The 16,925-nt window shown below is 60.3% G+C and carries 31 protein-coding genes; all 31 read right to left on the bottom strand.

Annotation, left to right across the window (positions count from 1 at the left end; all coding sequences use genetic code 11):
• Positions 1–318 precede the first annotated feature (318 nt).
• Positions 319–1,212: a prenyltransferase gene (locus CKO35_RS14335; RefSeq protein ID WP_200176800.1), complete on the bottom strand. Its 894-nt coding sequence runs from the start codon at positions 1,210–1,212 to the stop codon at positions 319–321.
• Positions 1,213–1,305: 93 nt separating this feature from the next.
• Positions 1,306–2,064 carry an SAM hydrolase/SAM-dependent halogenase family protein gene (locus tag CKO35_RS14330; protein WP_207143796.1) on the bottom strand — a complete coding sequence of 253 codons (759 nt, stop codon included), beginning with the start codon at positions 2,062–2,064 and terminating at the stop codon, positions 1,306–1,308.
• A gap of 87 nt (positions 2,065–2,151) precedes the next feature.
• The gene (gene rplQ, locus CKO35_RS14325) at positions 2,152–2,538 is read right to left on the bottom strand and encodes a 50S ribosomal protein L17 (protein ID WP_200176799.1); all 387 of its coding nucleotides are present in this window, start codon (positions 2,536–2,538) and stop codon (positions 2,152–2,154) included.
• Positions 2,539–2,579: 41 nt separating this feature from the next.
• Positions 2,580–3,584: a DNA-directed RNA polymerase subunit alpha gene (locus CKO35_RS14320; RefSeq protein WP_200176798.1), complete on the bottom strand. Its 1,005-nt coding sequence runs from the start codon at positions 3,582–3,584 to the stop codon at positions 2,580–2,582.
• 18 nt (positions 3,585–3,602) lie between these two features.
• Positions 3,603–4,223: a 30S ribosomal protein S4 gene (gene rpsD, locus CKO35_RS14315; protein ID WP_008933185.1), complete on the bottom strand. Its 621-nt coding sequence runs from the start codon at positions 4,221–4,223 to the stop codon at positions 3,603–3,605.
• Positions 4,224–4,238: 15 nt separating this feature from the next.
• Positions 4,239–4,628, bottom strand: a complete 390-nt coding sequence (gene rpsK / locus CKO35_RS14310; protein ID WP_008933184.1) for a 30S ribosomal protein S11 — start codon at positions 4,626–4,628, stop codon at positions 4,239–4,241.
• A 24-nt stretch (positions 4,629–4,652) separates the two neighbouring features.
• Positions 4,653–5,009: a 30S ribosomal protein S13 gene (rpsM, locus tag CKO35_RS14305; protein ID WP_008933183.1), complete on the bottom strand. Its 357-nt coding sequence runs from the start codon at positions 5,007–5,009 to the stop codon at positions 4,653–4,655.
• 67 nt (positions 5,010–5,076) lie between these two features.
• Positions 5,077–5,190: a 50S ribosomal protein L36 gene (gene rpmJ, locus CKO35_RS14300; RefSeq protein ID WP_008933182.1), complete on the bottom strand. Its 114-nt coding sequence runs from the start codon at positions 5,188–5,190 to the stop codon at positions 5,077–5,079.
• Between the two features lie 24 nt (positions 5,191–5,214).
• Positions 5,215–6,570, bottom strand: coding sequence for a preprotein translocase subunit SecY (secY, locus tag CKO35_RS14295; protein WP_200176797.1), 1,356 nt, complete (start codon positions 6,568–6,570; stop codon positions 5,215–5,217).
• Positions 6,571–7,002 carry a 50S ribosomal protein L15 gene (gene rplO / locus CKO35_RS14290; protein WP_200176796.1) on the bottom strand — a complete coding sequence of 144 codons (432 nt, stop codon included), beginning with the start codon at positions 7,000–7,002 and terminating at the stop codon, positions 6,571–6,573.
• 1 nt (position 7,003) lies between these two features.
• On the bottom strand, positions 7,004–7,192 hold the full coding sequence (gene rpmD / locus CKO35_RS14285) for a 50S ribosomal protein L30 (RefSeq protein WP_008933179.1): 189 nt from the start codon (positions 7,190–7,192) through the stop codon (positions 7,004–7,006).
• 2 nt (positions 7,193–7,194) lie between these two features.
• Complete coding sequence (gene rpsE, locus CKO35_RS14280) at positions 7,195–7,698, bottom strand: 30S ribosomal protein S5 (protein ID WP_200176795.1); 504 nt, start codon at positions 7,696–7,698, stop codon at positions 7,195–7,197.
• Positions 7,699–7,711: 13 nt separating this feature from the next.
• On the bottom strand, positions 7,712–8,065 hold the full coding sequence (gene rplR / locus CKO35_RS14275; protein WP_008933177.1) for a 50S ribosomal protein L18: 354 nt from the start codon (positions 8,063–8,065) through the stop codon (positions 7,712–7,714).
• A 14-nt stretch (positions 8,066–8,079) separates the two neighbouring features.
• A complete protein-coding gene (gene rplF / locus CKO35_RS14270; RefSeq protein WP_200176794.1) occupies positions 8,080–8,613 on the bottom strand; it encodes a 50S ribosomal protein L6 in 534 nt (177 codons plus the stop codon).
• Between the two features lie 13 nt (positions 8,614–8,626).
• Complete coding sequence (gene rpsH, locus CKO35_RS14265) at positions 8,627–9,022, bottom strand: 30S ribosomal protein S8 (RefSeq protein WP_200176793.1); 396 nt, start codon at positions 9,020–9,022, stop codon at positions 8,627–8,629.
• Positions 9,023–9,038: 16 nt separating this feature from the next.
• Entirely contained in the window at positions 9,039–9,344 is a 306-nt protein-coding gene (rpsN, locus tag CKO35_RS14260) for a 30S ribosomal protein S14 (protein ID WP_200176792.1), read from the bottom strand.
• A 15-nt stretch (positions 9,345–9,359) separates the two neighbouring features.
• A complete protein-coding gene (gene rplE / locus CKO35_RS14255; RefSeq protein WP_200176791.1) occupies positions 9,360–9,899 on the bottom strand; it encodes a 50S ribosomal protein L5 in 540 nt (179 codons plus the stop codon).
• A 10-nt stretch (positions 9,900–9,909) separates the two neighbouring features.
• Positions 9,910–10,230: a 50S ribosomal protein L24 gene (rplX, locus tag CKO35_RS14250; RefSeq protein ID WP_008933172.1), complete on the bottom strand. Its 321-nt coding sequence runs from the start codon at positions 10,228–10,230 to the stop codon at positions 9,910–9,912.
• A 17-nt stretch (positions 10,231–10,247) separates the two neighbouring features.
• On the bottom strand, positions 10,248–10,616 hold the full coding sequence (gene rplN / locus CKO35_RS14245) for a 50S ribosomal protein L14 (protein ID WP_200176790.1): 369 nt from the start codon (positions 10,614–10,616) through the stop codon (positions 10,248–10,250).
• A gap of 40 nt (positions 10,617–10,656) precedes the next feature.
• Positions 10,657–10,923, bottom strand: a complete 267-nt coding sequence (rpsQ, locus tag CKO35_RS14240) for a 30S ribosomal protein S17 (RefSeq protein ID WP_008933170.1) — start codon at positions 10,921–10,923, stop codon at positions 10,657–10,659.
• 4 nt (positions 10,924–10,927) lie between these two features.
• Positions 10,928–11,125 (bottom strand): 50S ribosomal protein L29, encoded by a 198-nt coding sequence (rpmC, locus tag CKO35_RS14235; RefSeq protein ID WP_200176789.1) that lies wholly within the window; start codon positions 11,123–11,125, stop codon positions 10,928–10,930.
• Positions 11,125–11,538 carry a 50S ribosomal protein L16 gene (gene rplP, locus CKO35_RS14230; RefSeq protein WP_200176788.1) on the bottom strand — a complete coding sequence of 138 codons (414 nt, stop codon included), beginning with the start codon at positions 11,536–11,538 and terminating at the stop codon, positions 11,125–11,127. Before rplP ends, rpmC begins: the two co-directional genes overlap by 1 nt.
• Positions 11,539–11,549: 11 nt before the next feature.
• Positions 11,550–12,236: a 30S ribosomal protein S3 gene (gene rpsC, locus CKO35_RS14225; RefSeq protein WP_008933167.1), complete on the bottom strand. Its 687-nt coding sequence runs from the start codon at positions 12,234–12,236 to the stop codon at positions 11,550–11,552.
• A 15-nt stretch (positions 12,237–12,251) separates the two neighbouring features.
• Positions 12,252–12,584, bottom strand: coding sequence for a 50S ribosomal protein L22 (gene rplV, locus CKO35_RS14220; RefSeq protein WP_207143794.1), 333 nt, complete (start codon positions 12,582–12,584; stop codon positions 12,252–12,254).
• Between the two features lie 9 nt (positions 12,585–12,593).
• Positions 12,594–12,866, bottom strand: coding sequence for a 30S ribosomal protein S19 (rpsS, locus tag CKO35_RS14215; RefSeq protein WP_008933165.1), 273 nt, complete (start codon positions 12,864–12,866; stop codon positions 12,594–12,596).
• Positions 12,867–12,880: 14 nt separating this feature from the next.
• On the bottom strand, positions 12,881–13,705 hold the full coding sequence (gene rplB / locus CKO35_RS14210) for a 50S ribosomal protein L2 (protein ID WP_008933164.1): 825 nt from the start codon (positions 13,703–13,705) through the stop codon (positions 12,881–12,883).
• Positions 13,706–13,723: 18 nt separating this feature from the next.
• The gene (gene rplW, locus CKO35_RS14205; protein ID WP_200176787.1) at positions 13,724–14,020 is read right to left on the bottom strand and encodes a 50S ribosomal protein L23; all 297 of its coding nucleotides are present in this window, start codon (positions 14,018–14,020) and stop codon (positions 13,724–13,726) included.
• On the bottom strand, positions 14,017–14,622 hold the full coding sequence (gene rplD, locus CKO35_RS14200) for a 50S ribosomal protein L4 (RefSeq protein WP_200176786.1): 606 nt from the start codon (positions 14,620–14,622) through the stop codon (positions 14,017–14,019). The genes rplW and rplD overlap by 4 nt, the downstream gene beginning before the upstream one ends.
• A 5-nt stretch (positions 14,623–14,627) precedes the next feature.
• Positions 14,628–15,272, bottom strand: a complete 645-nt coding sequence (rplC, locus tag CKO35_RS14195) for a 50S ribosomal protein L3 (protein WP_008933161.1) — start codon at positions 15,270–15,272, stop codon at positions 14,628–14,630.
• A 132-nt stretch (positions 15,273–15,404) separates the two neighbouring features.
• Positions 15,405–15,719: a 30S ribosomal protein S10 gene (gene rpsJ, locus CKO35_RS14190; RefSeq protein WP_008933160.1), complete on the bottom strand. Its 315-nt coding sequence runs from the start codon at positions 15,717–15,719 to the stop codon at positions 15,405–15,407.
• Positions 15,720–15,724: 5 nt separating this feature from the next.
• Complete coding sequence (tuf, locus tag CKO35_RS14185) at positions 15,725–16,915, bottom strand: elongation factor Tu (RefSeq protein ID WP_200176785.1); 1,191 nt, start codon at positions 16,913–16,915, stop codon at positions 15,725–15,727.
• Positions 16,916–16,925: the final 10 nt, after the last annotated feature.

The raw sequence follows: 16,925 nt of genomic DNA, 5'->3' as shown, positions 1-16,925 counted from the left end.
GAAGAGGACAATTCTGAAGATCTCGAAACCGTTTGTCAACTCCCCGATCTCTTAATCTTGCCAACCGCGTTTCGGTTCAGACCGTCTCGCCGTTGGAGAGCGCGCATTATAGGCCCCTCAGTTTTCCCGTCAACTCCCTTTTTGAATCTTTTTTGAAATTTCTTGAAAAGACAAATACTTTCAATCACTTAAAATCACAACCAACAGCAGACAAACCCTGGCACACTCTTCCCTTCCCCCCTCTCCCGCAAGGAGAGCGTTTTTTGCTGCCTCCACAATTTCGTGGAGAGCGACTGTTCTCGCCTCTCCGACAAGCCGCTAGAGCACGACATCCAGCACGAAGGCACACAGAAACAGCAGGGCAAATACCGCAAACAGCCTTCCGGTCAACGGAGGCAAATCGCCGCGGTCCGCTTGCCGGTCGATGACCTTCATCAACGGCACAAAAGCCAGAGGCAACGAAAAAAGAAGCTGCCACACCCAGGGTAGCAAACCTGCCAGCCACAACCCCAGGCTCACCAAGTAAGCACCTACCAACATGGCCACATAGAGGTACCGCCCGGCGTCGAGCCCGATTCTCACCGTCAATGTCCCCAGACCATGGCGGCGATCTTCTTCATGATCCCGAATCTCGTTCGCCAACAGCAGCAAGGATGTAAGCAGACTGAACGGGATACTTACCGCCAACATGGACAGACTCAGCGGCGCCCCCATGGCCATGGCCGACCCGCCCACCAACAGGACACCCATGAACCAGAACACCAGCACCACACCAAGCCCCCGGCGCTTGTAGTGGATAGGCTCTGCGGAATAGAAATAACCACCCAGCAAGCCCAGAACAATAATCACCAGCAAAGGCCATCCCTGCATCAGAACAAGCCCCAACCCGATCAACACCGAAAAGCCAAAGAACATCAATCCCAGGGCGTGGTAGCGCCGAACATGACGGATAGCCTCGGCCCACTCCTGTCGCGCTTCCCCTTCACCGGCCTGGAACCGGGATTCCAGCACCGGCAGGTCGGCATGATCATTGATCAGGTTCACCGCCGCCTGAATGAGCACCCCGGCCCCGATGATCAGCAGCGCCAGCCAGAGATTGCCGTATCCCTGCTGCAGTGCCAGCACCGTGCCTAGACCACAGGCGGCAATTGCCACGGTGTAGGAAAAGGGCCGGATAGCTCGTCTGAATCGATACGCGCCCGCAGGCTTCATGAATCTCTCCCGGAAATGACCAAACGGGTCAGGATATATGCCTTCCAGGGCAAGACGAAAGCACGCCCGCCCCCACCTGCGGGCAGAATAGCCTCATCCCGCGCACCCAACGGGGCTGCCGACTTCAAGCCCCAGTCGCTCGGCGGCGCTACCCTGATTCACGGCAATCTCCACCAGACCGATGGAATTGCGGTACCAGAACGGGACTCCCGGACCCACCTCCCCAAAGACCCGCCGATAGGGAATATGCTCATCCGCCAGGTTGAGCACCACCGCATCACTCAGCGAATTAGCAGGAATCCCGGTCATTGCATTGCCATAGGCATCCACATAGATCACCTCCCATAAGGCGGCGGGCCAGTCCCAGCCTTGCAACGCATCCGGCTGGACCGGATCACCCGGAACGGATTCCCCATTGGCCAGCATGGCCGCCACCGGCGCAAACAGATCCCGGCCATGAAAACTTTGGGAAAGGAACGGAGGCTCCCAGCGGAGTACCCGTGCCTCCATCGCACCCTGGCTACAGGCCGCCGGCAGCAGCAAGCCGTTGTCGGGCCCAACAAACCAGTGCGCGCCGGCACGCAGCATCAGGGGGCGGCGGGCCGTCCCCACCCCTGGATCCACCACGCACAGAAACACGCACCCCGGCGGAAAAGGCGCCAACAGTGCCTGCAGCAGATAGGCGGCGGCCCGGGGGCGAAAGGCCGGCGCATCGCTCTGCAGGTGAATCACCCGGGAAAGCGGCGCCCGATGAGCCAGCACTGCCTCCATCTGCCCCAGATAGGGCCCCTCCCTGCCAAAATCGGTAAAGGTCACGATCACGAAACCGCCCTCCCTTTCAGAGTCATGCATGGCATCCGACACCACACGGACACGAAAAAGCCGGCACAAGGCCGGCTTTTTCAAAACAGCATGAACAGCAGATGATGCCGAAAAAGATTACTCGGCGGCCTCTGCAGCCGCAAGCTCCGGACGGTCCACCAGCTCCACGTAGGCCATCGGTGCGTTGTCTCCCTTACGGAAACCACACTTCAGGATACGCAGGTACCCACCCGGACGCGCCTGGTAGCGGGGCCCCAGTTCATTGAACAGCTTGCCCACGATCTCGTCGTCCCGCAGACGTGCAAAGGCGAGACGGCGGGTATGGACGCTATCTTCCTTTGCCAGAGTGATCAAGGGCTCAGCCACCCGGCGCAGTTCCTTCGCCTTGGGCAGCGTCGTCTTGATCGCTTCGTGGCGGAACAGCGACAGCGCCAGGCTCTGCATGGTGGCCTTGCGGTGTGAACTGTTGCGATTAAGTTGCCTACCCGAGTGACGGTGACGCATGGCTTATATTCCTTAAGTCAAAATCTGCGAGACGACCGGGGTTAACCGGCGCTCTTCTTTTCGTGTTCTTTAAGGCCCGGCGGCGGCCAATTCTCAAGACGCATGCCCATGGACAGGCCATGAGATGCCAGCACGTCCTTGATCTCGGTCAGGGACTTCTTGCCCAGGTTCGGGGTCTTGAGCAACTCCACTTCGGTTCTCTGAATCAGATCACCGATGTAGTAGATGTTCTCCGCCTTCAGGCAGTTGGCCGAACGCACCGTCAGCTCCAGGTCATCCACCGGCCGCAGCAGGATCGGATCGATGTCCATGGACTTGCTTTCCTGGGTCACGGTCTCGTCACCCCGCAGTTCCACGAATGCCATCAACTGACTCTGCAGGATGGTGGCCGCCTGACGAATGGCGTCGTCCGGTGACACAGTGCCGTTGGTCTCCAGTTCGATGACCAGGCGATCCATGTCGGTGCGCTGTTCCACACGGGCACTTTCCACGTTGTAGGCCACACGACGGATCGGGCTGAAGCTGGCATCCAGCATCAGGCGACCGATCGGGCGATCCTCGCCATCGGCCTGACGACGGGCGGACACCGGCTGATAGCCGCGACCCTTGCCCACCTTCAGGGTCATGTTCAGCTCACCACTCTTGGTGAGATGCGCAATGACATGCTCCGGATTCACCACTTCCACGTCATGATCCAGGGCGATGTCACCCGCCGTGACCACACCCGGCCCCTTCTTCTTCAGGACCAGGGTGGCTTCGTCCCGGGCAGTCATGCGCAGTGCGATACCCTTCAGGTTCAGCAGGACATCGACGACATCCTCCTGAACCCCTTCGAGGGTGGTGTACTCATGCAACACACCTTCGATCTCTGCCTCCACCACGGCGGCGCCGGGGATGGAGGACAGCAGAATACGGCGAAGTGCATTGCCGAGCGTATGACCGAAACCCCGCTCAAGCGGCTCCAGCACCACCTTGGACACATTGTCCGTGATGGACTGGACCTCGATATGCCGAGGCTTGAGGAGTTCGTTGACCTTGGTCTGCATCAAAGACCTCGTAACTGATTACTTGGAGTAGAGCTCGACCACCAGGGATTCGTTGATATCCGCCGGCAGGTCGCTGCGCTCAGGAGCGTTCTTGAACACGCCTTCCATTTTCTTGGTGTCCACGTCCACCCACTCGGGGAAGCCGAACTGCTCGGCCAGCGCCAGGGAATCCTGGATGCGGACCTGCTTGCGGGACTTCTCGCGAATGGAGATCACGTCCGTGGGCTTGACCTGATAGGAAGGGATGTTCACGGTGCGACCGTTCACCTGGATGGCCTTGTGGCTCACCAGCTGACGGGCTTCCGCGCGGGTGCTGCCGAAACCCATCCGGTACACCACATTGTCCAGCCGGCATTCCAGCAGACGAAGCAGATTGTCACCGGTGGAGCCCTTCAGGCGGCTCGCTTCCTTATAGTAGTTGCGGAACTGACGCTCCAGCACTCCATAGATACGGCGCAGCTTCTGCTTTTCACGCAGCTGCACACCGTAGTCGGACAGGCGGGTACGGCGATCGCCGTGCTGCCCGGGAGCCTTGTCCAGCTTGCACTTGGAATCCAGTGCGCGGACGCGGCTCTTCAGGGACAAGTCGGTGCCTTCGCGGCGACTCAGCTTGCACTTGGGACCAATATAACGTGCCATGGTGCTCCTCCGGGACTATACGCGCCGCTTCTTCGGCGGACGGCAACCATTGTGGGGAATCGGCGTGATGTCGCTGATGTTCGTGATCTTGAAGCCCACGTTATTCAGGGCGCGAACCGCCGACTCCCGCCCCGGGCCAGGACCCTTGACGAGCACTTCCAGATTCTTGAGACCATATTCCTGAGCAGCCGTACCGGCACGCTCGGCAGCCACCTGGGCGGCGAACGGCGTGCTCTTGCGGGAGCCGCGGAACCCGGAACCACCGGCCGTGGCCCAGGACAGGGTATTGCCCTGGCGGTCGGTGATCGTCACGATCGTGTTGTTGAAGGACGCATAGACATGCGCCACACCGTCGGAGACGGACTTCTTGACCTTCTTACGGGTCCGGGTGGGGGCCTGTGCCATACCTGTTTCCTGTAATCCTGATAATTACTTGCGGATGGGGCGACGCGGTCCCTTGCGGGTGCGCGCATTCGTGCGGGTACGCTGACCGCGCAGAGGCAGGCCGCGACGGTGGCGCAAGCCCCGGTAGCAACCCAGATCCATCAAGCGCTTGATGTTCATGGAAGTCTCACGACGAAGATCACCCTCGACCGTAAAACGACCCACTTCCGTACGCACCTTCTCCACTTCGTCTTCGGAGAGTTCGCGGATCTTGATGTCCGGACGAATCCCAGCTGCCTCACAGATCTTCTGGGCACGGGTTTTGCCAACACCGTAGATTGCCTGAAGGGCAATCACGGCATGTTTGTGGTCCGGAATATTGACACCTGCTACACGAGCCATCCAGCTATCTCCAAGCACCGGCGGAAAAGCCGGGTATTCTAACCAGTGAACGCCGCCGAATCAACGGTTAACCCTGCCGCTGTTTGTGACGGGGATCCGAGCAGATCACACGCACCACGCCATTGCGGCGAATGATCTTGCAGTTGCGGCAAATCTTTTTTACAGACGCACGTACTTTCATCTCAATTTCCTCTAGCTGGGCCTGCTATCGCAGCATGCCCGACTTGCCATAGCCTTTCAGGTTGGCCTTGCGCATCAATCCCTCGTACTGATGGGACACCAGGTGCGCCTGCAACTGCGCCATAAAATCCATCACCACGATCACGATGATCAGCAGGGACGCACCACCGAAGTAGAAGGGCACGTTCCAGTACAGGATCAGGAACTCGGGCATCAGACACACTGCGGTGATGTAGATGGCACCCACCGCCGTCAGACGGGTCATGACACTATCAATGTACCGCTCGGTCTGGGCCCCCGGCCGGATACCTGGAATGAAGGCACCTGACTTTTTCAGGTTTTCCGCCGTCTCCCGGGCATTGAACACCAACGCCGTATAGAAGAAGCAGAAAAACACGATCGCCGCACCATAGAGCATCACGTAGAGCGGCTGTCCAGGGCCCAGGGCCGTCGACAGATCCCGCAACCAGGTCATGCCCTCTGCCTGCCCGAACCAGGTTCCCAGAGTTGCGGGGAACAGGATGATACTGGAGGCGAAAATGGCCGGAATCACACCCGCCATGTTCAGCTTCAGGGGCAGATGACTGCTCTGGCCACCGAAGACCTTGCGCCCTACCTGGCGCTTGGCATAGTTGACCGTAATGCGGCGCTGACCACGTTCCACGAAGACGATGAAACCGATCACCGCCATGCCCATGGTCATGAGCAGGATCACGAAGGCCGGGGACAGCTCACCGGTGCTGGCCAATTCCAGGGTGCCGCCCAGGGCGCCCGGCAGACCAGCAACGATACCGGCGAAGATGATGATGGAGATGCCGTTGCCGATACCGCGCTCTGTCACCTGCTCGCCCAGCCACATCAGGAACACCGTGCCGGTCACCAGGGAAACCACCGTGGTGAAGATAAAGCCGACACCCGGATTCACCGCCACCGTGGTGTCGCCGATCACCTGTTGATTCAGGGCAATGGCGATACCGATACTCTGGAACAGGGCCAGAAACACCGTACCGTAGCGAGTGTACTGGGTGATCTTGCGCCTGCCCGGCTCCCCTTCCTTCTTGATCTGCTGCAGGGCCGGCACCGTTGCAGCCAGAAGCTGCATGATGATGGCCGCCGAGATGTACGGCATCACCCCGAGGGCAAACAGACTCAGACGCTCAAGGGCACCCCCCGCGAACATGTTGAACATGTCCAGGATGGTTCCCGACTGAGCGTCGTAGAACTGCGCCATTGCAATGGGATCGATCCCCGGCACCGGGATAAAGGTTCCGATGCGGTAGACCACCAACGCCATCAGCACAAACAAAAGGCGCTGGCGAAGTTCAGTGAACCTCCCCAGCCCGCCCAATGTTGCGCCCCCTGCTGTATTGGAAGCGGCCACTTAGTCCTCGATCTGCCCGCCGGCGGCCTCAATGGCAGCCCGCGCGCCCTTGGTTACGGCCACGCCCTTGAGGCTCACGGCCTTATCAATGGAACCCGAAGCAATCACCTTGGCCTTGACGGTCTGTTCCGGCACGATGCCGGCAGCCTTCAGGGCGGCCAGATCGATCACGCCTTCCAGACCGGCCAGCTCGTGCAGACGCACCTCGGCACTGCCGGCGCTGGTACGGGAACGGAAACCCACCTTGGGCAGGCGGCGCTGCAGGGGCATCTGACCGCCCTCGAAGCCCACCTTGTGGTAACCGCCGGCGCGGGACTTCTGACCCTTGTGACCACGGCCACCGGTCTTGCCCAGACCGGAACCGATACCACGGCCAAGACGCTTGGCGTCGGGGCGGCTACCCGGTGCGGGACTCAGATTGTTCAGTCTCATCTCAAACCTCCTCAACCTTCAGGAGATAGGATACCTTGTTGATCATCCCCCGATTTTCCGGCGTATCCTTGACGACCACCGGATTGTGGATACGACGGATGCCGAGGCCGCGCAGGCAGGCCTGGTGGCTCTTCAGCCGCCCATGCTTGCTGCGGATCAGCGTCACCTTGAGTTCGTTCGCGGCTGCCATGATTACCCCACGATCTCTTCGAGTTTCTTGCCACGCTTGGCGGCGATGAGCTTCGGATCATGCACGGCGGTCAGGCCGTTCAGGGTCGCACGCACCACATTGATGGGGTTGCGCGAGCCAATGCACTTGGCCAGCACGTTACGCACTCCCGCCACTTCGAAGACGGCGCGCATGGCACCACCGGCAATGATACCGGTACCTTCGGAAGCCGGCTGCATGAAGACCTTCGCGGCACCGTGACGGGAACTCACGGAGTAATGCAGCGTGCCATCGTTCAGGGGGACGGAGCGCATGTTCTTGCGCGCGGATTCCATCGCCTTCTGGATAGCCAGGGGCACTTCACGGGCCTTGCCATAGCCAAAGCCGACCTTGCCGTTGCCGTCACCGACCACGGTCAGGGCAGTAAAACGAAACTGGCGTCCACCCTTGACCACCTTGGCCACGCGGTTGACGGAGATGAGCTTCTCCTGAAGGCCGTCGTTCTCGCTCGCATTCACACTTGCCATTGCATCACCCTTGTCAGAATTCCAGGCCACCTTCGCGGGCGGCATCGGCCAGCGCCTTCACACGGCCGTGATACTTGAACCCCGAGCGGTCGAACGCCACCTTCTTGATACCCTTGGCGACCGCACGCTCGGCAATCAGACGGCCCACGGCGGCAGCCGCTTCGATGTTGCCGGTGGACTTCAGGCCACCGCGCACATCGGCTTCCACGGTGGAGGCGCAGGTCAGCACCTCGGAACCGGAGGGCGCGATGATCTGCGCATACACATGCCGCGGCGTGCGGTGCACGCAGAGACGATGGGCACCGAGTTCACGGATCTTGTACCGGGCCCGCTTGGAGCGCCGGAGTCGAGCTTCTTTCTTATCCATTGCGGTCACCTAGCCTACTTCTTCTTCGCTTCCTTGCGGATGATCTGTTCATTCGCATACCGGATACCCTTGCCCTTATAGGGCTCCGGCGGACGGTAGCGGCGAATCTCGGAGGCAACCTGCCCCACCTGCTGCTTGTCGACACCCTTTACCAGGATTTCGGTCTGGCTGGGGGTCTCGATGCTGATGCCTTCCGGCACCGGATATTCCACCGGGTGGGACAGACCGAGTGTCAGGTTCAGCTTGTTACCCTGCGCCTGGGCACGATAGCCCACGCCCACGAGTTCCAGCTTGCGCTGGAAACCTTCGCTCACACCCACCACCATGTTGTTCACAACGGCGCGCATTGTACCCGCCATAGCGTTGTGACGGGTATCATTATTGGCGGGCTTGAAGGTAAGCACACCTTCTTCCTGGGCAATCTCAACGTTCGGGTTGGCCGGGAAAGCAATGTTTCCCTTCGGCCCCTTCACGGAGATCGACTCACTGCTGATAGACACATCGACGCCCTTGGGCAGTGCGATGGGGTTTTTCGCTACTCGGGACATGGCTTCAATCCGATTAGGAGACGATGCAAAGTACTTCGCCGCCCTGACCCTGGGCGCGGGCCTGGCGATCCGTCATCACACCCTTGGAGGTGGAGACGATGGCGACACCCAGTCCGCCGATCACCTTGGGCAGTTCATCCTTGTTGCGGTAGATCCGCAGACCAGGCCGGCTGACGCGACGGATGGTCTCGATGACCGGGCGGCCCTGGAAGTACTTCAGCTTCACCGTCATGACGGGTTTCTTGTCCTGCTCGCTCACCACCACATCGGCGACGTAGCCTTCGTCCTTGAGGACGTTGGCGATGGCCACCTTCAGCTTGGAAGACGGCAGGCTGATTTCGGTCTTGGCAGCGCGCTGGCCATTGCGGATGCGGGTCAGCAGATCTGCCACGGGATCGGTCATGCTCATATCAGGTGTTTCCCTCTTACCAGCTCGACTTGACCAGGCCGGGGACATCCCCGCGCATGGCCGCCTCGCGCAGCTTGTTGCGACCCAGGCCAAATTTCCGATAGTACCCATGGGGACGACCGGTCAGGTGGCAGCGATTGCGCTGACGCACAGGACTGGAATCACGGGGCAGCCTCTGCAGCTTCATCACTGCAGCCATGCGGTCCTCGTGGCTCGCCTCCGGGTTCTGGATGAGCGCCTTCAGCTCTGCGCGCTTCGCCGAGTACTGCTTAACCAACTGGGCGCGCTTGAGTTCGCGCTGCATCATGGAAGTTTTGGCCATAGCTCTATAAACCTCTTATTGCTTGAACGGGAAGCGGAACGCTTCCAGCAGCGCCCGGCCTTCCTCGTCGGTCTTGGCCGTGGTGGTGATGGTGATGTCCATGCCACGCAGGGCGTCGATCTTGTCGTAGTCCACTTCAGGGAAGATGATCTGTTCCCGAATGCCCATATTGAAGTTGCCGCGACCGTCGAAGGACTTGCCGGAGATACCACGGAAGTCACGCACACGGGGCAGAGCCACGTTCACCAGACGATCAAGGAATTCGTACATCCGCTCCCGGCGCAGGGTCACCTTGCAGCCAATGGGGTAGTCATCACGGATCTTGAAGCCGGCGATGGACTTGCGGGCACGGGTCACCACAGGCTTCTGACCAGCGATGGCGGTCATGTCGCCCAGGGCGTGCTCGATGATCTTCTTGTCGGCCACCGCCTCACCCAGACCCATGTTCAGGGTGATCTTGGTGATGCGCGGAACCTCCATGACGTTGGAATAGTTGAAGCGCTCCATGAGCTGCTTCACCACCGTCTCCTGATAAAATGCTTTCAGCCTGGCCATCTGATCCACCTTAAGACGCGTCGACGACTTCGTTGTTGGACTTGTAGACGCGCACCTTGCGGCCGTCCTCCAGAGTCCTGAACCCGACGCGGTCGCCCTTGCCGGACGCAGGGTTGTACAGCATCACGTTGGAGATATGCAAGGGCATCTCCTTGTCGATGATGCCGCCACTCACGCCCGCGTAGGGGTTGGGCTTCTGGTGCTTCTTCACCATGTTAATGTTCTGGACCAGCACCCGATCATTTTCGAGCACTTTCAGAACGGTACCGCGGCGGCCCTTGTCTTTGCCGGCGATGACTACCACGTCATCACCCTGTCGAATTCTGCGCATCGTCTCTTACCTCAGCCTTACAGGACTTCCGGCGCCAGTGAAATGATCTTCATGAACCGCTCGCCGCGCAGTTCGCGGGTCACGGGTCCGAAGATACGGGTGCCGATGGGCTGGAGCTGGTTGTTGAGCAGAACGGCCGCGTTGCGGTCAAAGCGCACCACCGAACCATCCGGACGACGCACGCCCTTGGCCGTCCGCACCACTACGGCGTTATACACCTCGCCCTTCTTCACCTTGCCACGGGGAATGGCGTCCTTGACGCTCACCTTGATGATGTCACCCACGCTGGCATAGCGGCGATGAGAGCCGCCGAGCACCTTGATGCACTGGACCCGGCGCGCCCCGCTGTTGTCCGCTGCATCCAAAACCGTCTGCATCTGAATCATGTTCTGATCTCACTTCCTATCGGTGGTCACTTGCACCGGCTTACTCAGGCGCGCGCTCAACGACCTTAAGCAGACGGAACGTCTTGGTCCGGGACATGGGACGGCACTCCTTCACCAGGACCTTGTCGCCCATCCGGGAATCATTGTTCTCGTCGTGCACATGGAGCTTCGTGGAGCGACGCATGTACTTACCGTACAGCGGATGCTTGACCCGGCGCTCGATGAGCACGGTACGGGTCTTGTCCATCTTGTCGCTCACCACACGGCCGGTGATCGCACGCTGTTCTTTCTGTTCCTGTTCGCTCATGACTTCACTCGCCTGCCATCGAACGCTGATTCAGCACGGTCTTGATGCGGGCAATGTCCTTGCGGATCTTGCCGAAGCGGTCAGGACGCGGCGACTGGCCGGTGCCCTTCTGCATGCGCATTTTGAACTGCTCGCGATAGAGTTCCAGCAGTTCGCCCCGCAGCTCGTCGCTGCCCTTTTCACGTACTTCGCTTACCTTCATCACATCACCTGCCGAGTCACAAATGCGGTCTTGATGGGCAGCTTGGCGGCGGCCAGACGGAAGGCCTCGCGTGCCACTTCCTCACTGACGCCTTCCATCTCGTAGAGCACGCGACCGGGCTGAATCTTGCACACCCAGTATTCCACGTTGCCCTTACCCTTACCCATGCGCACTTCAACGGGCTTCTTGGTGACCGGCACATCCGGGAACACCCGGATCCAGATCTTGCCGCCACGCTTGATGTGACGGGTCATGGCACGACGGGCCGCCTCGATCTGGCGCGCCGTGATCCGGCCCCGATCCATGGACTTCAGGGCGTATTCACCGAAACTGACCTTTTCGCCAGAGGTGGCGAGACCGCGGTTCTTGCCCTTGAACTGCTTGCGGAATTTGGTCCTCTTGGGCTGCAGCATCTTTCAACTCCTCAGTTAACCGCGGCCTTGCCATCCTGGGGAGCGTCCGTCTTGCTATCGAAGTCGAACACCTCACCCTTGAACACCCACACCTTGACGCCGATGATGCCGTACGTGGTGCGAGCTTCGGCAAACCCATAATCAATGTCAGCGCGCAACGTATGCAGCGGCACGCGGCCTTCCCGGTACCACTCGCTGCGGGCGATTTCCGCACCGTTCAAGCGACCGGACACATGAACCTTCACACCCAGCGCACCCAGACGCATCGCGTTGCCCACGGCGCGCTTCATGGCGCGGCGGAACATAATGCGGCGCTCCAGCTGCTGGGCGATCCCTTCGGCGACCAACTGCGCATCGGTCTCCGGCTTGCGGATCTCTTCAATGTTGATCTTGACGTTGGGGACAGCCAGACCCAGTCGACCCGCCACTTCCTTGCGCAGGGACTCGATGTCTTCGCCCTTCTTGCCGATGACGATACCCGGACGCGCCGTGTGGATCGTGATGAACGCCTGGCGCGCAGGCCTGGCGATCTGGATCCGGCTGACAGAGGCCTGGGCCAGTTTCTGCTTCAGGAACTGACGAATTTCCAGGTCCTTGTGCAGGTTATCCGCATAATCCCGTCCGTCGGCGTACCAGGTTGACGCCCAGTCGGCGGAGATCCCAAGGCGGAAGCCGATCGGATTTACTTTCTGACCCATCTCAGACCCCTAACTTTACTCAGCGCTCACGGCCACAGTGATATGGCTCGTGCGTTTCGTGATCCGGTTGGCACGGCCTTTCGCCCGTGCCGCGATGCGCTTGAGAACCGGCCCCTGGTCCACGCAAATGCGTGATACCTTGAGCTCGTCCACATCAGCGCCGTCATTGTGTTCTGCGTTGGCAATGGCCGACTCAAGAACCTTCTTCACCAGGTGAGCACCCTTCTTGGGGCTAAAGCTCAGCACCTGGAGAGCCCGCTCGACGGGCAGCCCCCGAATCTGATCCGCCACCAGGCGGCATTTCTGCGGCGATATACGCGCAAATCGCAGTTGAGCCATGGTTTCCATGATGATCCTCTACCTAGCCTTCTTGTCGGCCACATGACCCTTGAAGGTGCGCGTTGCCGCGAACTCCCCGAGCTTGTGACCCACCATATTCTCACTGACCAGCACGGGCACGTGCTGCCGGCCGTTATGCACGGCGATGGTCAAGCCCACCATTTGCGGAATGACCATCGACCGGCGGGACCAGGTCTTGACCGGACGCCGGTCATTGTTGGCGGCGGCGGTTTCGACCTTCTTCAGCAGATGATGATCGACAAAAGGACCTTTCTTGAGCGAACGCGGCACTGACCTATCCCCTCTTACTTCGCTTTGCGACGGCGAACAATCATGTTGTCCGTACGCTTGTTCTTGCGGGTCTTGTAACCCTTGGTCGGCACACCCCACGGGGTGACCGGATGCAGACCGAAGTTCCGGCCCTCACCACCACCATGGGGGTGGTCCACCGGGTTCATGGCCGTACCGCGAACGGTGGGACGGATACCCAGCCAACGCTTCGCACCGGCCTTGCCGAACTTGCGCAGACTGTGTTCCTGGTTACCCACTTCACCGATGGTGGCGCGGCAGTCGGCATGCACCTTGCGCATCTCGCCGGAGCGCAGACGCAGGGTCGCATACTGACCTTCACGGGCCACCAACTGGACGCCGGCGCCGGCACTGCGAGCCAGCTGGGCACCCTTGCCGGGACGCATCTCGATGCAGTGCACCACGGTGCCCAGCGGAATGTTCCGCAGAGGCAGCGCGCTGCCCGGCTTGATCGGGGCATGGACGCCGGAGACGATCGGGTCGCCCGCCTTGACGCCGCGGGGCGCAATGATATACCGCCGCTCGCCGTCTGCATACAGGACCAACGCAAGATGCGCGGTGCGGTTCGGATCGTATTCCAGGCGTTCAACCTTGCCCGGGATACCATCCTTGTTCCGCTTGAAGTCCACGATGCGGTAGTGCTGCTTATGTCCGCCGCCCACGTGCCGCACAGTCACGCGGCCCTGGTTGTTACGACCACCCGACCGGCGCTTCTTTTCCAGCAGAGGACCGAAGGGCTCGCCCTTGTGCAGATCGGGCGTCACCACCCGGACCACAAAACGACGGCCCGCGGAGGTGGGTTTCGACTTGACGATCGCCATCTCGCGTTACCTTTCCGATTACTCGTTGCCGGCCAATTGAATATCGTGACCTGCTTCCAGAGTCACGTAGGCCTTTTTCCAATGCTTGCGGCGTCCGGCGTGGACACCCATGCGCTTGCGCTTACCCTGCTGGTTCAGCATGCGCACGGAGTTGACCTTGACATCGAACAAGGACTCAACCGCCTTCTTTACCTCGACGCGGGTCGCGTCGACGGCTACTTTGAACACGTGCTGATTGTTCAGCTCTGCCAGCATGGTGCCCTTTTCGGACACATGCGGGGCCACCAGGACCTTGAGCAGTCTTTCCTCGTTCATGACAGCCACCCTTCAACTTGCTTCAGCGCCGGCACGGTGATGATCACCTTGTCGAAACCCACCAGAGCCACCGGATTCAGATCCACCACTTCGCACACACCCACGCGGAGCAGGTTGCGGGCAGACAGATAGAGATTGATATCCGCCTCGCTGGTGACAATCAGGGCACCCTCGAGGTTCATGCCGTCCAGCTTGGCCTTCAGGTCACGGGTCTTGGGAGCGTCAACACTGAACGCATCCACCACCACCAGACGATCCTGACGAACCAGCTCGGAGAAGATGCTGGCCATGGCGGCGCGATACATCTTCTTGTTCAGCTTCTGGGAATAATCCCGGGGACGTGCTGCAAAGGTCACACCACCCCCACGCCACAGTGGGCTGCGAATGGTACCGGCGCGGGCACGACCACTCCCCTTCTGACGCCAGGGCTTGGCACCGCCGCCACGCACATCACTGCGGCTCTTCTGCGCCTTGGTACCGGCACGACCGCCTGCCATGTAGGCAACCACGGCCTGGTGCACCAGGGCCTCGTTAAAATCCCGACCGAACGCGCGATCAGAGACCTCGACGTCCTGCTGGGTGTCTTGAACCTGAAGCTTCATGAGATTCAACCTTTCGCCTTGACAGCGGGACGCACCAGCACGTCACCACCGGTGGAACCCGGCACCGCACCATGAATCAGGAGCAGATTGCGCTCGACATCAACCCGGACCACTTCCAGGTTCTGCACGGTGCAGCGCTCATTCCCCATCTGGCCGGCCATCTTCTTACCCTTGAATACGCGACCCGGGGTCTGGTTTTGACCGATCGAGCCCGGCGCCCGATGAGAGCGCGAGTTACCGTGAGTGGCATCCTGCATACTGAAATTGTGACGCTTGATGACACCCTGGAAGCCTTTACCCTTGCTGGTCCCGGTGACATCCACCTTCTGACCCGCGGAAAAGACTTCCACATTAAGGCTGGCACCCGCTTCGATGCCTTCACCTTCTCCGTCCTCGAGACGGAACTCCCAAAGCCCGCGACCGGCTTCCACACCGGCCTTGGCCAGGTGGCCCGCCTGGGGCTTGGAAACACGACTTGCCTTGCGGCTGCCCACCGCGACCTGCACGGCCCGATAACCATCCCGGTCGCTGGTCTTAACCTGCGCCACCCGGTTAGGCTCAACCTCGATGACAGACACCGGCAGGGAGACTCCGTCTTCAGTGAAGACACGAGTCATGCCCACCTTGCGACCGACCAGTCCGATTGCCATGACACTACCTCTTGCTTCCGCCCCGAAAAGGAGCGCCGAAGAAATTATTCTGCGTTCTGAAAATCACGGCCCGGCACAAGTTACCCTGCACCGGGCCATGGAAAGCCAACAATTATGCCACAACTATTGCGGCTAGTTAAGCTTTATTTGCACATCCACGCCAGCGGCCAGATCCAGCTTCATCAGGGCGTCCACGGTCTTGTCCGTGGGGTCCATGATGTCCATCAGGCGCTTGTGGGTACGGATCTCGTACTGATCACGGGCGTCCTTGTTGACGTGCGGAGAAATCAGCACGGTAAAGCTTTCCATCTTGGTCGGCAGCGGGATCGGGCCCTTCACACGGGCACCGGTACGCTTCGCGGTTTCCACGATCTCACTGGCGGAACGATCGATCAGACGATGATCGAAGGCCTTGAGGCGAATACGGATTCTCTGCTTGGCTGCCATGATGCTTACTCGATGATCTTGGAAACGACACCGGCGCCGACGGTACGGCCACCTTCACGGATCGCGAAGCGCAGACCGTCTTCCATCGCGATCGGCGCGATCAGGGACACGGTCATCTTCACGTTGTCACCCGGCATCACCATCTCGATGCCTTCCGGCAGATCGCAGGAACCGGTCACGTCCGTGGTACGGAAGTAGAACTGCGGACGGTAGCCGTTGAAGAACGGGGTGTGACGACCACCCTCTTCCTTCGACAGCACGTACACTTCCGCTTCAAACTTGGTGTGCGGGGTGATGGAGCCGCTCTTGCACAGCACCTGGCCACGCTCCACTTCGTCACGCTTGGTGCCGCGCAGCAGCACGCCCACGTTGTCACCCGCCTGACCCTGATCCAGCAGCTTGCGGAACATTTCCACGCCGGTCACGGTGGTCTTGATGGTGTCGCGGATACCCACGATGGAGACTTCGTCACCCACCTTCACGATGCCGCGCTCGATACGACCGGTCACCACAGTACCACGACCGGAGATGGAGAACACGTCTTCCACCGGCATCAGGAATGCACCGTCGATGGCACGCTCCGGCTCCGGAATGTACTCGTCCAGGGCCGCAATCAGCTTGTCGATGGCCGGCATGCCGATATCGGAGGTGTCGCCTTCCAGCGCCTTGAGCGCGGAACCCACGATGATCGGGGTGTCGTCGCCAGGGAAGTCGTAGCTCGACAGCAGGTCGCGCACTTCCATTTCCACCAGCTCCAGCAGCTCGGCGTCGTCCACCATGTCGGCCTTGTTCAGGAACACGACGATGTAGGGCACACCCACCTGACGGGCCAGCAGGATGTGCTCGCGGGTCTGGGGCATCGGGCCGTCGGCCGCGGACACCACCAGGATCGCGCCGTCCATCTGCGCCGCACCGGTGATCATGTTCTTCACATAGTCGGCGTGGCCGGGGCAGTCAACGTGGGCATAGTGACGGTTGTCGGACTCATACTCCACGTGCGCGGTGGCAATGGTGATACCGCGAGCGCGCTCTTCCGGGGCGTTGTCGATCTGGTCGTAGGCACGGGCCTCACCACCAAACTTCTTCGCCTGAACCACCGTCAGCGCCGCCGTCAGCGTGGTCTTGCCATGGTCGACGTGACCGATCGTGCCCACGTTCACGTGCGGCTTCTTACGCTCAAACTTTTCCTTCGACACCTTAGTATTA

Origin of the sequence: Ectothiorhodospira shaposhnikovii, assembly GCF_016584105.1 — a bacterium.
Lineage (GTDB): Bacteria > Pseudomonadota > Gammaproteobacteria > Ectothiorhodospirales > Ectothiorhodospiraceae > Ectothiorhodospira > Ectothiorhodospira shaposhnikovii.
Note: the sequence above shows the minus strand (reverse complement) of the source record. Positions and strands in the feature narration are given on the sequence as shown.

What these genes read in the sequence shown, in the direction of transcription:
- rpmC (WP_200176789.1), bottom strand. Translation starts at nt 11,125, where the DNA reads ATGAAGGTAAGCGAAGTACGTGAAAAGGGCAGCGACGAGCTGCGGGGC.
- rplB (WP_008933164.1), bottom strand. Translation starts at nt 13,705, where the DNA reads ATGGCGATCGTCAAGTCGAAACCCACCTCCGCGGGCCGTCGTTTTGTG.
- rplN (WP_200176790.1), bottom strand. Translation starts at nt 10,616, where the DNA reads ATGATTCAGATGCAGACGGTTTTGGATGCAGCGGACAACAGCGGGGCG.
- CKO35_RS14320 (WP_200176798.1), bottom strand. Translation starts at nt 3,584, where the DNA reads ATGCAGACCAAGGTCAACGAACTCCTCAAGCCTCGGCATATCGAGGTC.
- rpmD (WP_008933179.1), bottom strand. Translation starts at nt 7,192, where the DNA reads ATGGCAGCCGCGAACGAACTCAAGGTGACGCTGATCCGCAGCAAGCAT.
- rpsJ (WP_008933160.1), bottom strand. Translation starts at nt 15,719, where the DNA reads ATGGCAGCCAAGCAGAGAATCCGTATTCGCCTCAAGGCCTTCGATCAT.
- rpsH (WP_200176793.1), bottom strand. Translation starts at nt 9,022, where the DNA reads ATGAGCATGACCGATCCCGTGGCAGATCTGCTGACCCGCATCCGCAAT.
- rplC (WP_008933161.1), bottom strand. Translation starts at nt 15,272, where the DNA reads ATGGCAATCGGACTGGTCGGTCGCAAGGTGGGCATGACTCGTGTCTTC.
- rplE (WP_200176791.1), bottom strand. Translation starts at nt 9,899, where the DNA reads ATGGCCAGGCTGAAAGCATTTTATCAGGAGACGGTGGTGAAGCAGCTC.
- rplV (WP_207143794.1), bottom strand. Translation starts at nt 12,584, where the DNA reads ATGGAAACCATGGCTCAACTGCGATTTGCGCGTATATCGCCGCAGAAA.
- rplR (WP_008933177.1), bottom strand. Translation starts at nt 8,065, where the DNA reads ATGGATAAGAAAGAAGCTCGACTCCGGCGCTCCAAGCGGGCCCGGTAC.
- CKO35_RS14330 (WP_207143796.1), bottom strand. Translation starts at nt 2,064, where the DNA reads ATGCATGACTCTGAAAGGGAGGGCGGTTTCGTGATCGTGACCTTTACC.
- rpmJ (WP_008933182.1), bottom strand. Translation starts at nt 5,190, where the DNA reads ATGAAAGTACGTGCGTCTGTAAAAAAGATTTGCCGCAACTGCAAGATC.
- rplQ (WP_200176799.1), bottom strand. Translation starts at nt 2,538, where the DNA reads ATGCGTCACCGTCACTCGGGTAGGCAACTTAATCGCAACAGTTCACAC.
- rpsQ (WP_008933170.1), bottom strand. Translation starts at nt 10,923, where the DNA reads ATGAGCGAACAGGAACAGAAAGAACAGCGTGCGATCACCGGCCGTGTG.
- rpsE (WP_200176795.1), bottom strand. Translation starts at nt 7,698, where the DNA reads ATGGCAAGTGTGAATGCGAGCGAGAACGACGGCCTTCAGGAGAAGCTC.
- rplP (WP_200176788.1), bottom strand. Translation starts at nt 11,538, where the DNA reads ATGCTGCAGCCCAAGAGGACCAAATTCCGCAAGCAGTTCAAGGGCAAG.
- rpsC (WP_008933167.1), bottom strand. Translation starts at nt 12,236, where the DNA reads ATGGGTCAGAAAGTAAATCCGATCGGCTTCCGCCTTGGGATCTCCGCC.
- rplX (WP_008933172.1), bottom strand. Translation starts at nt 10,230, where the DNA reads ATGCGCAGAATTCGACAGGGTGATGACGTGGTAGTCATCGCCGGCAAA.
- rplD (WP_200176786.1), bottom strand. Translation starts at nt 14,622, where the DNA reads ATGAAGCTTCAGGTTCAAGACACCCAGCAGGACGTCGAGGTCTCTGAT.
- rpsM (WP_008933183.1), bottom strand. Translation starts at nt 5,009, where the DNA reads ATGGCTCGTGTAGCAGGTGTCAATATTCCGGACCACAAACATGCCGTG.
- rplW (WP_200176787.1), bottom strand. Translation starts at nt 14,020, where the DNA reads ATGAACGAGGAAAGACTGCTCAAGGTCCTGGTGGCCCCGCATGTGTCC.
- rpsD (WP_008933185.1), bottom strand. Translation starts at nt 4,223, where the DNA reads ATGGCACGTTATATTGGTCCCAAGTGCAAGCTGAGTCGCCGCGAAGGC.
- rpsK (WP_008933184.1), bottom strand. Translation starts at nt 4,628, where the DNA reads ATGGCACAGGCCCCCACCCGGACCCGTAAGAAGGTCAAGAAGTCCGTC.
- CKO35_RS14335 (WP_200176800.1), bottom strand. Translation starts at nt 1,212, where the DNA reads ATGAAGCCTGCGGGCGCGTATCGATTCAGACGAGCTATCCGGCCCTTT.
- rplO (WP_200176796.1), bottom strand. Translation starts at nt 7,002, where the DNA reads ATGAGACTGAACAATCTGAGTCCCGCACCGGGTAGCCGCCCCGACGCC.
- rpsN (WP_200176792.1), bottom strand. Translation starts at nt 9,344, where the DNA reads ATGGCCAAAACTTCCATGATGCAGCGCGAACTCAAGCGCGCCCAGTTG.
- rplF (WP_200176794.1), bottom strand. Translation starts at nt 8,613, where the DNA reads ATGTCCCGAGTAGCGAAAAACCCCATCGCACTGCCCAAGGGCGTCGAT.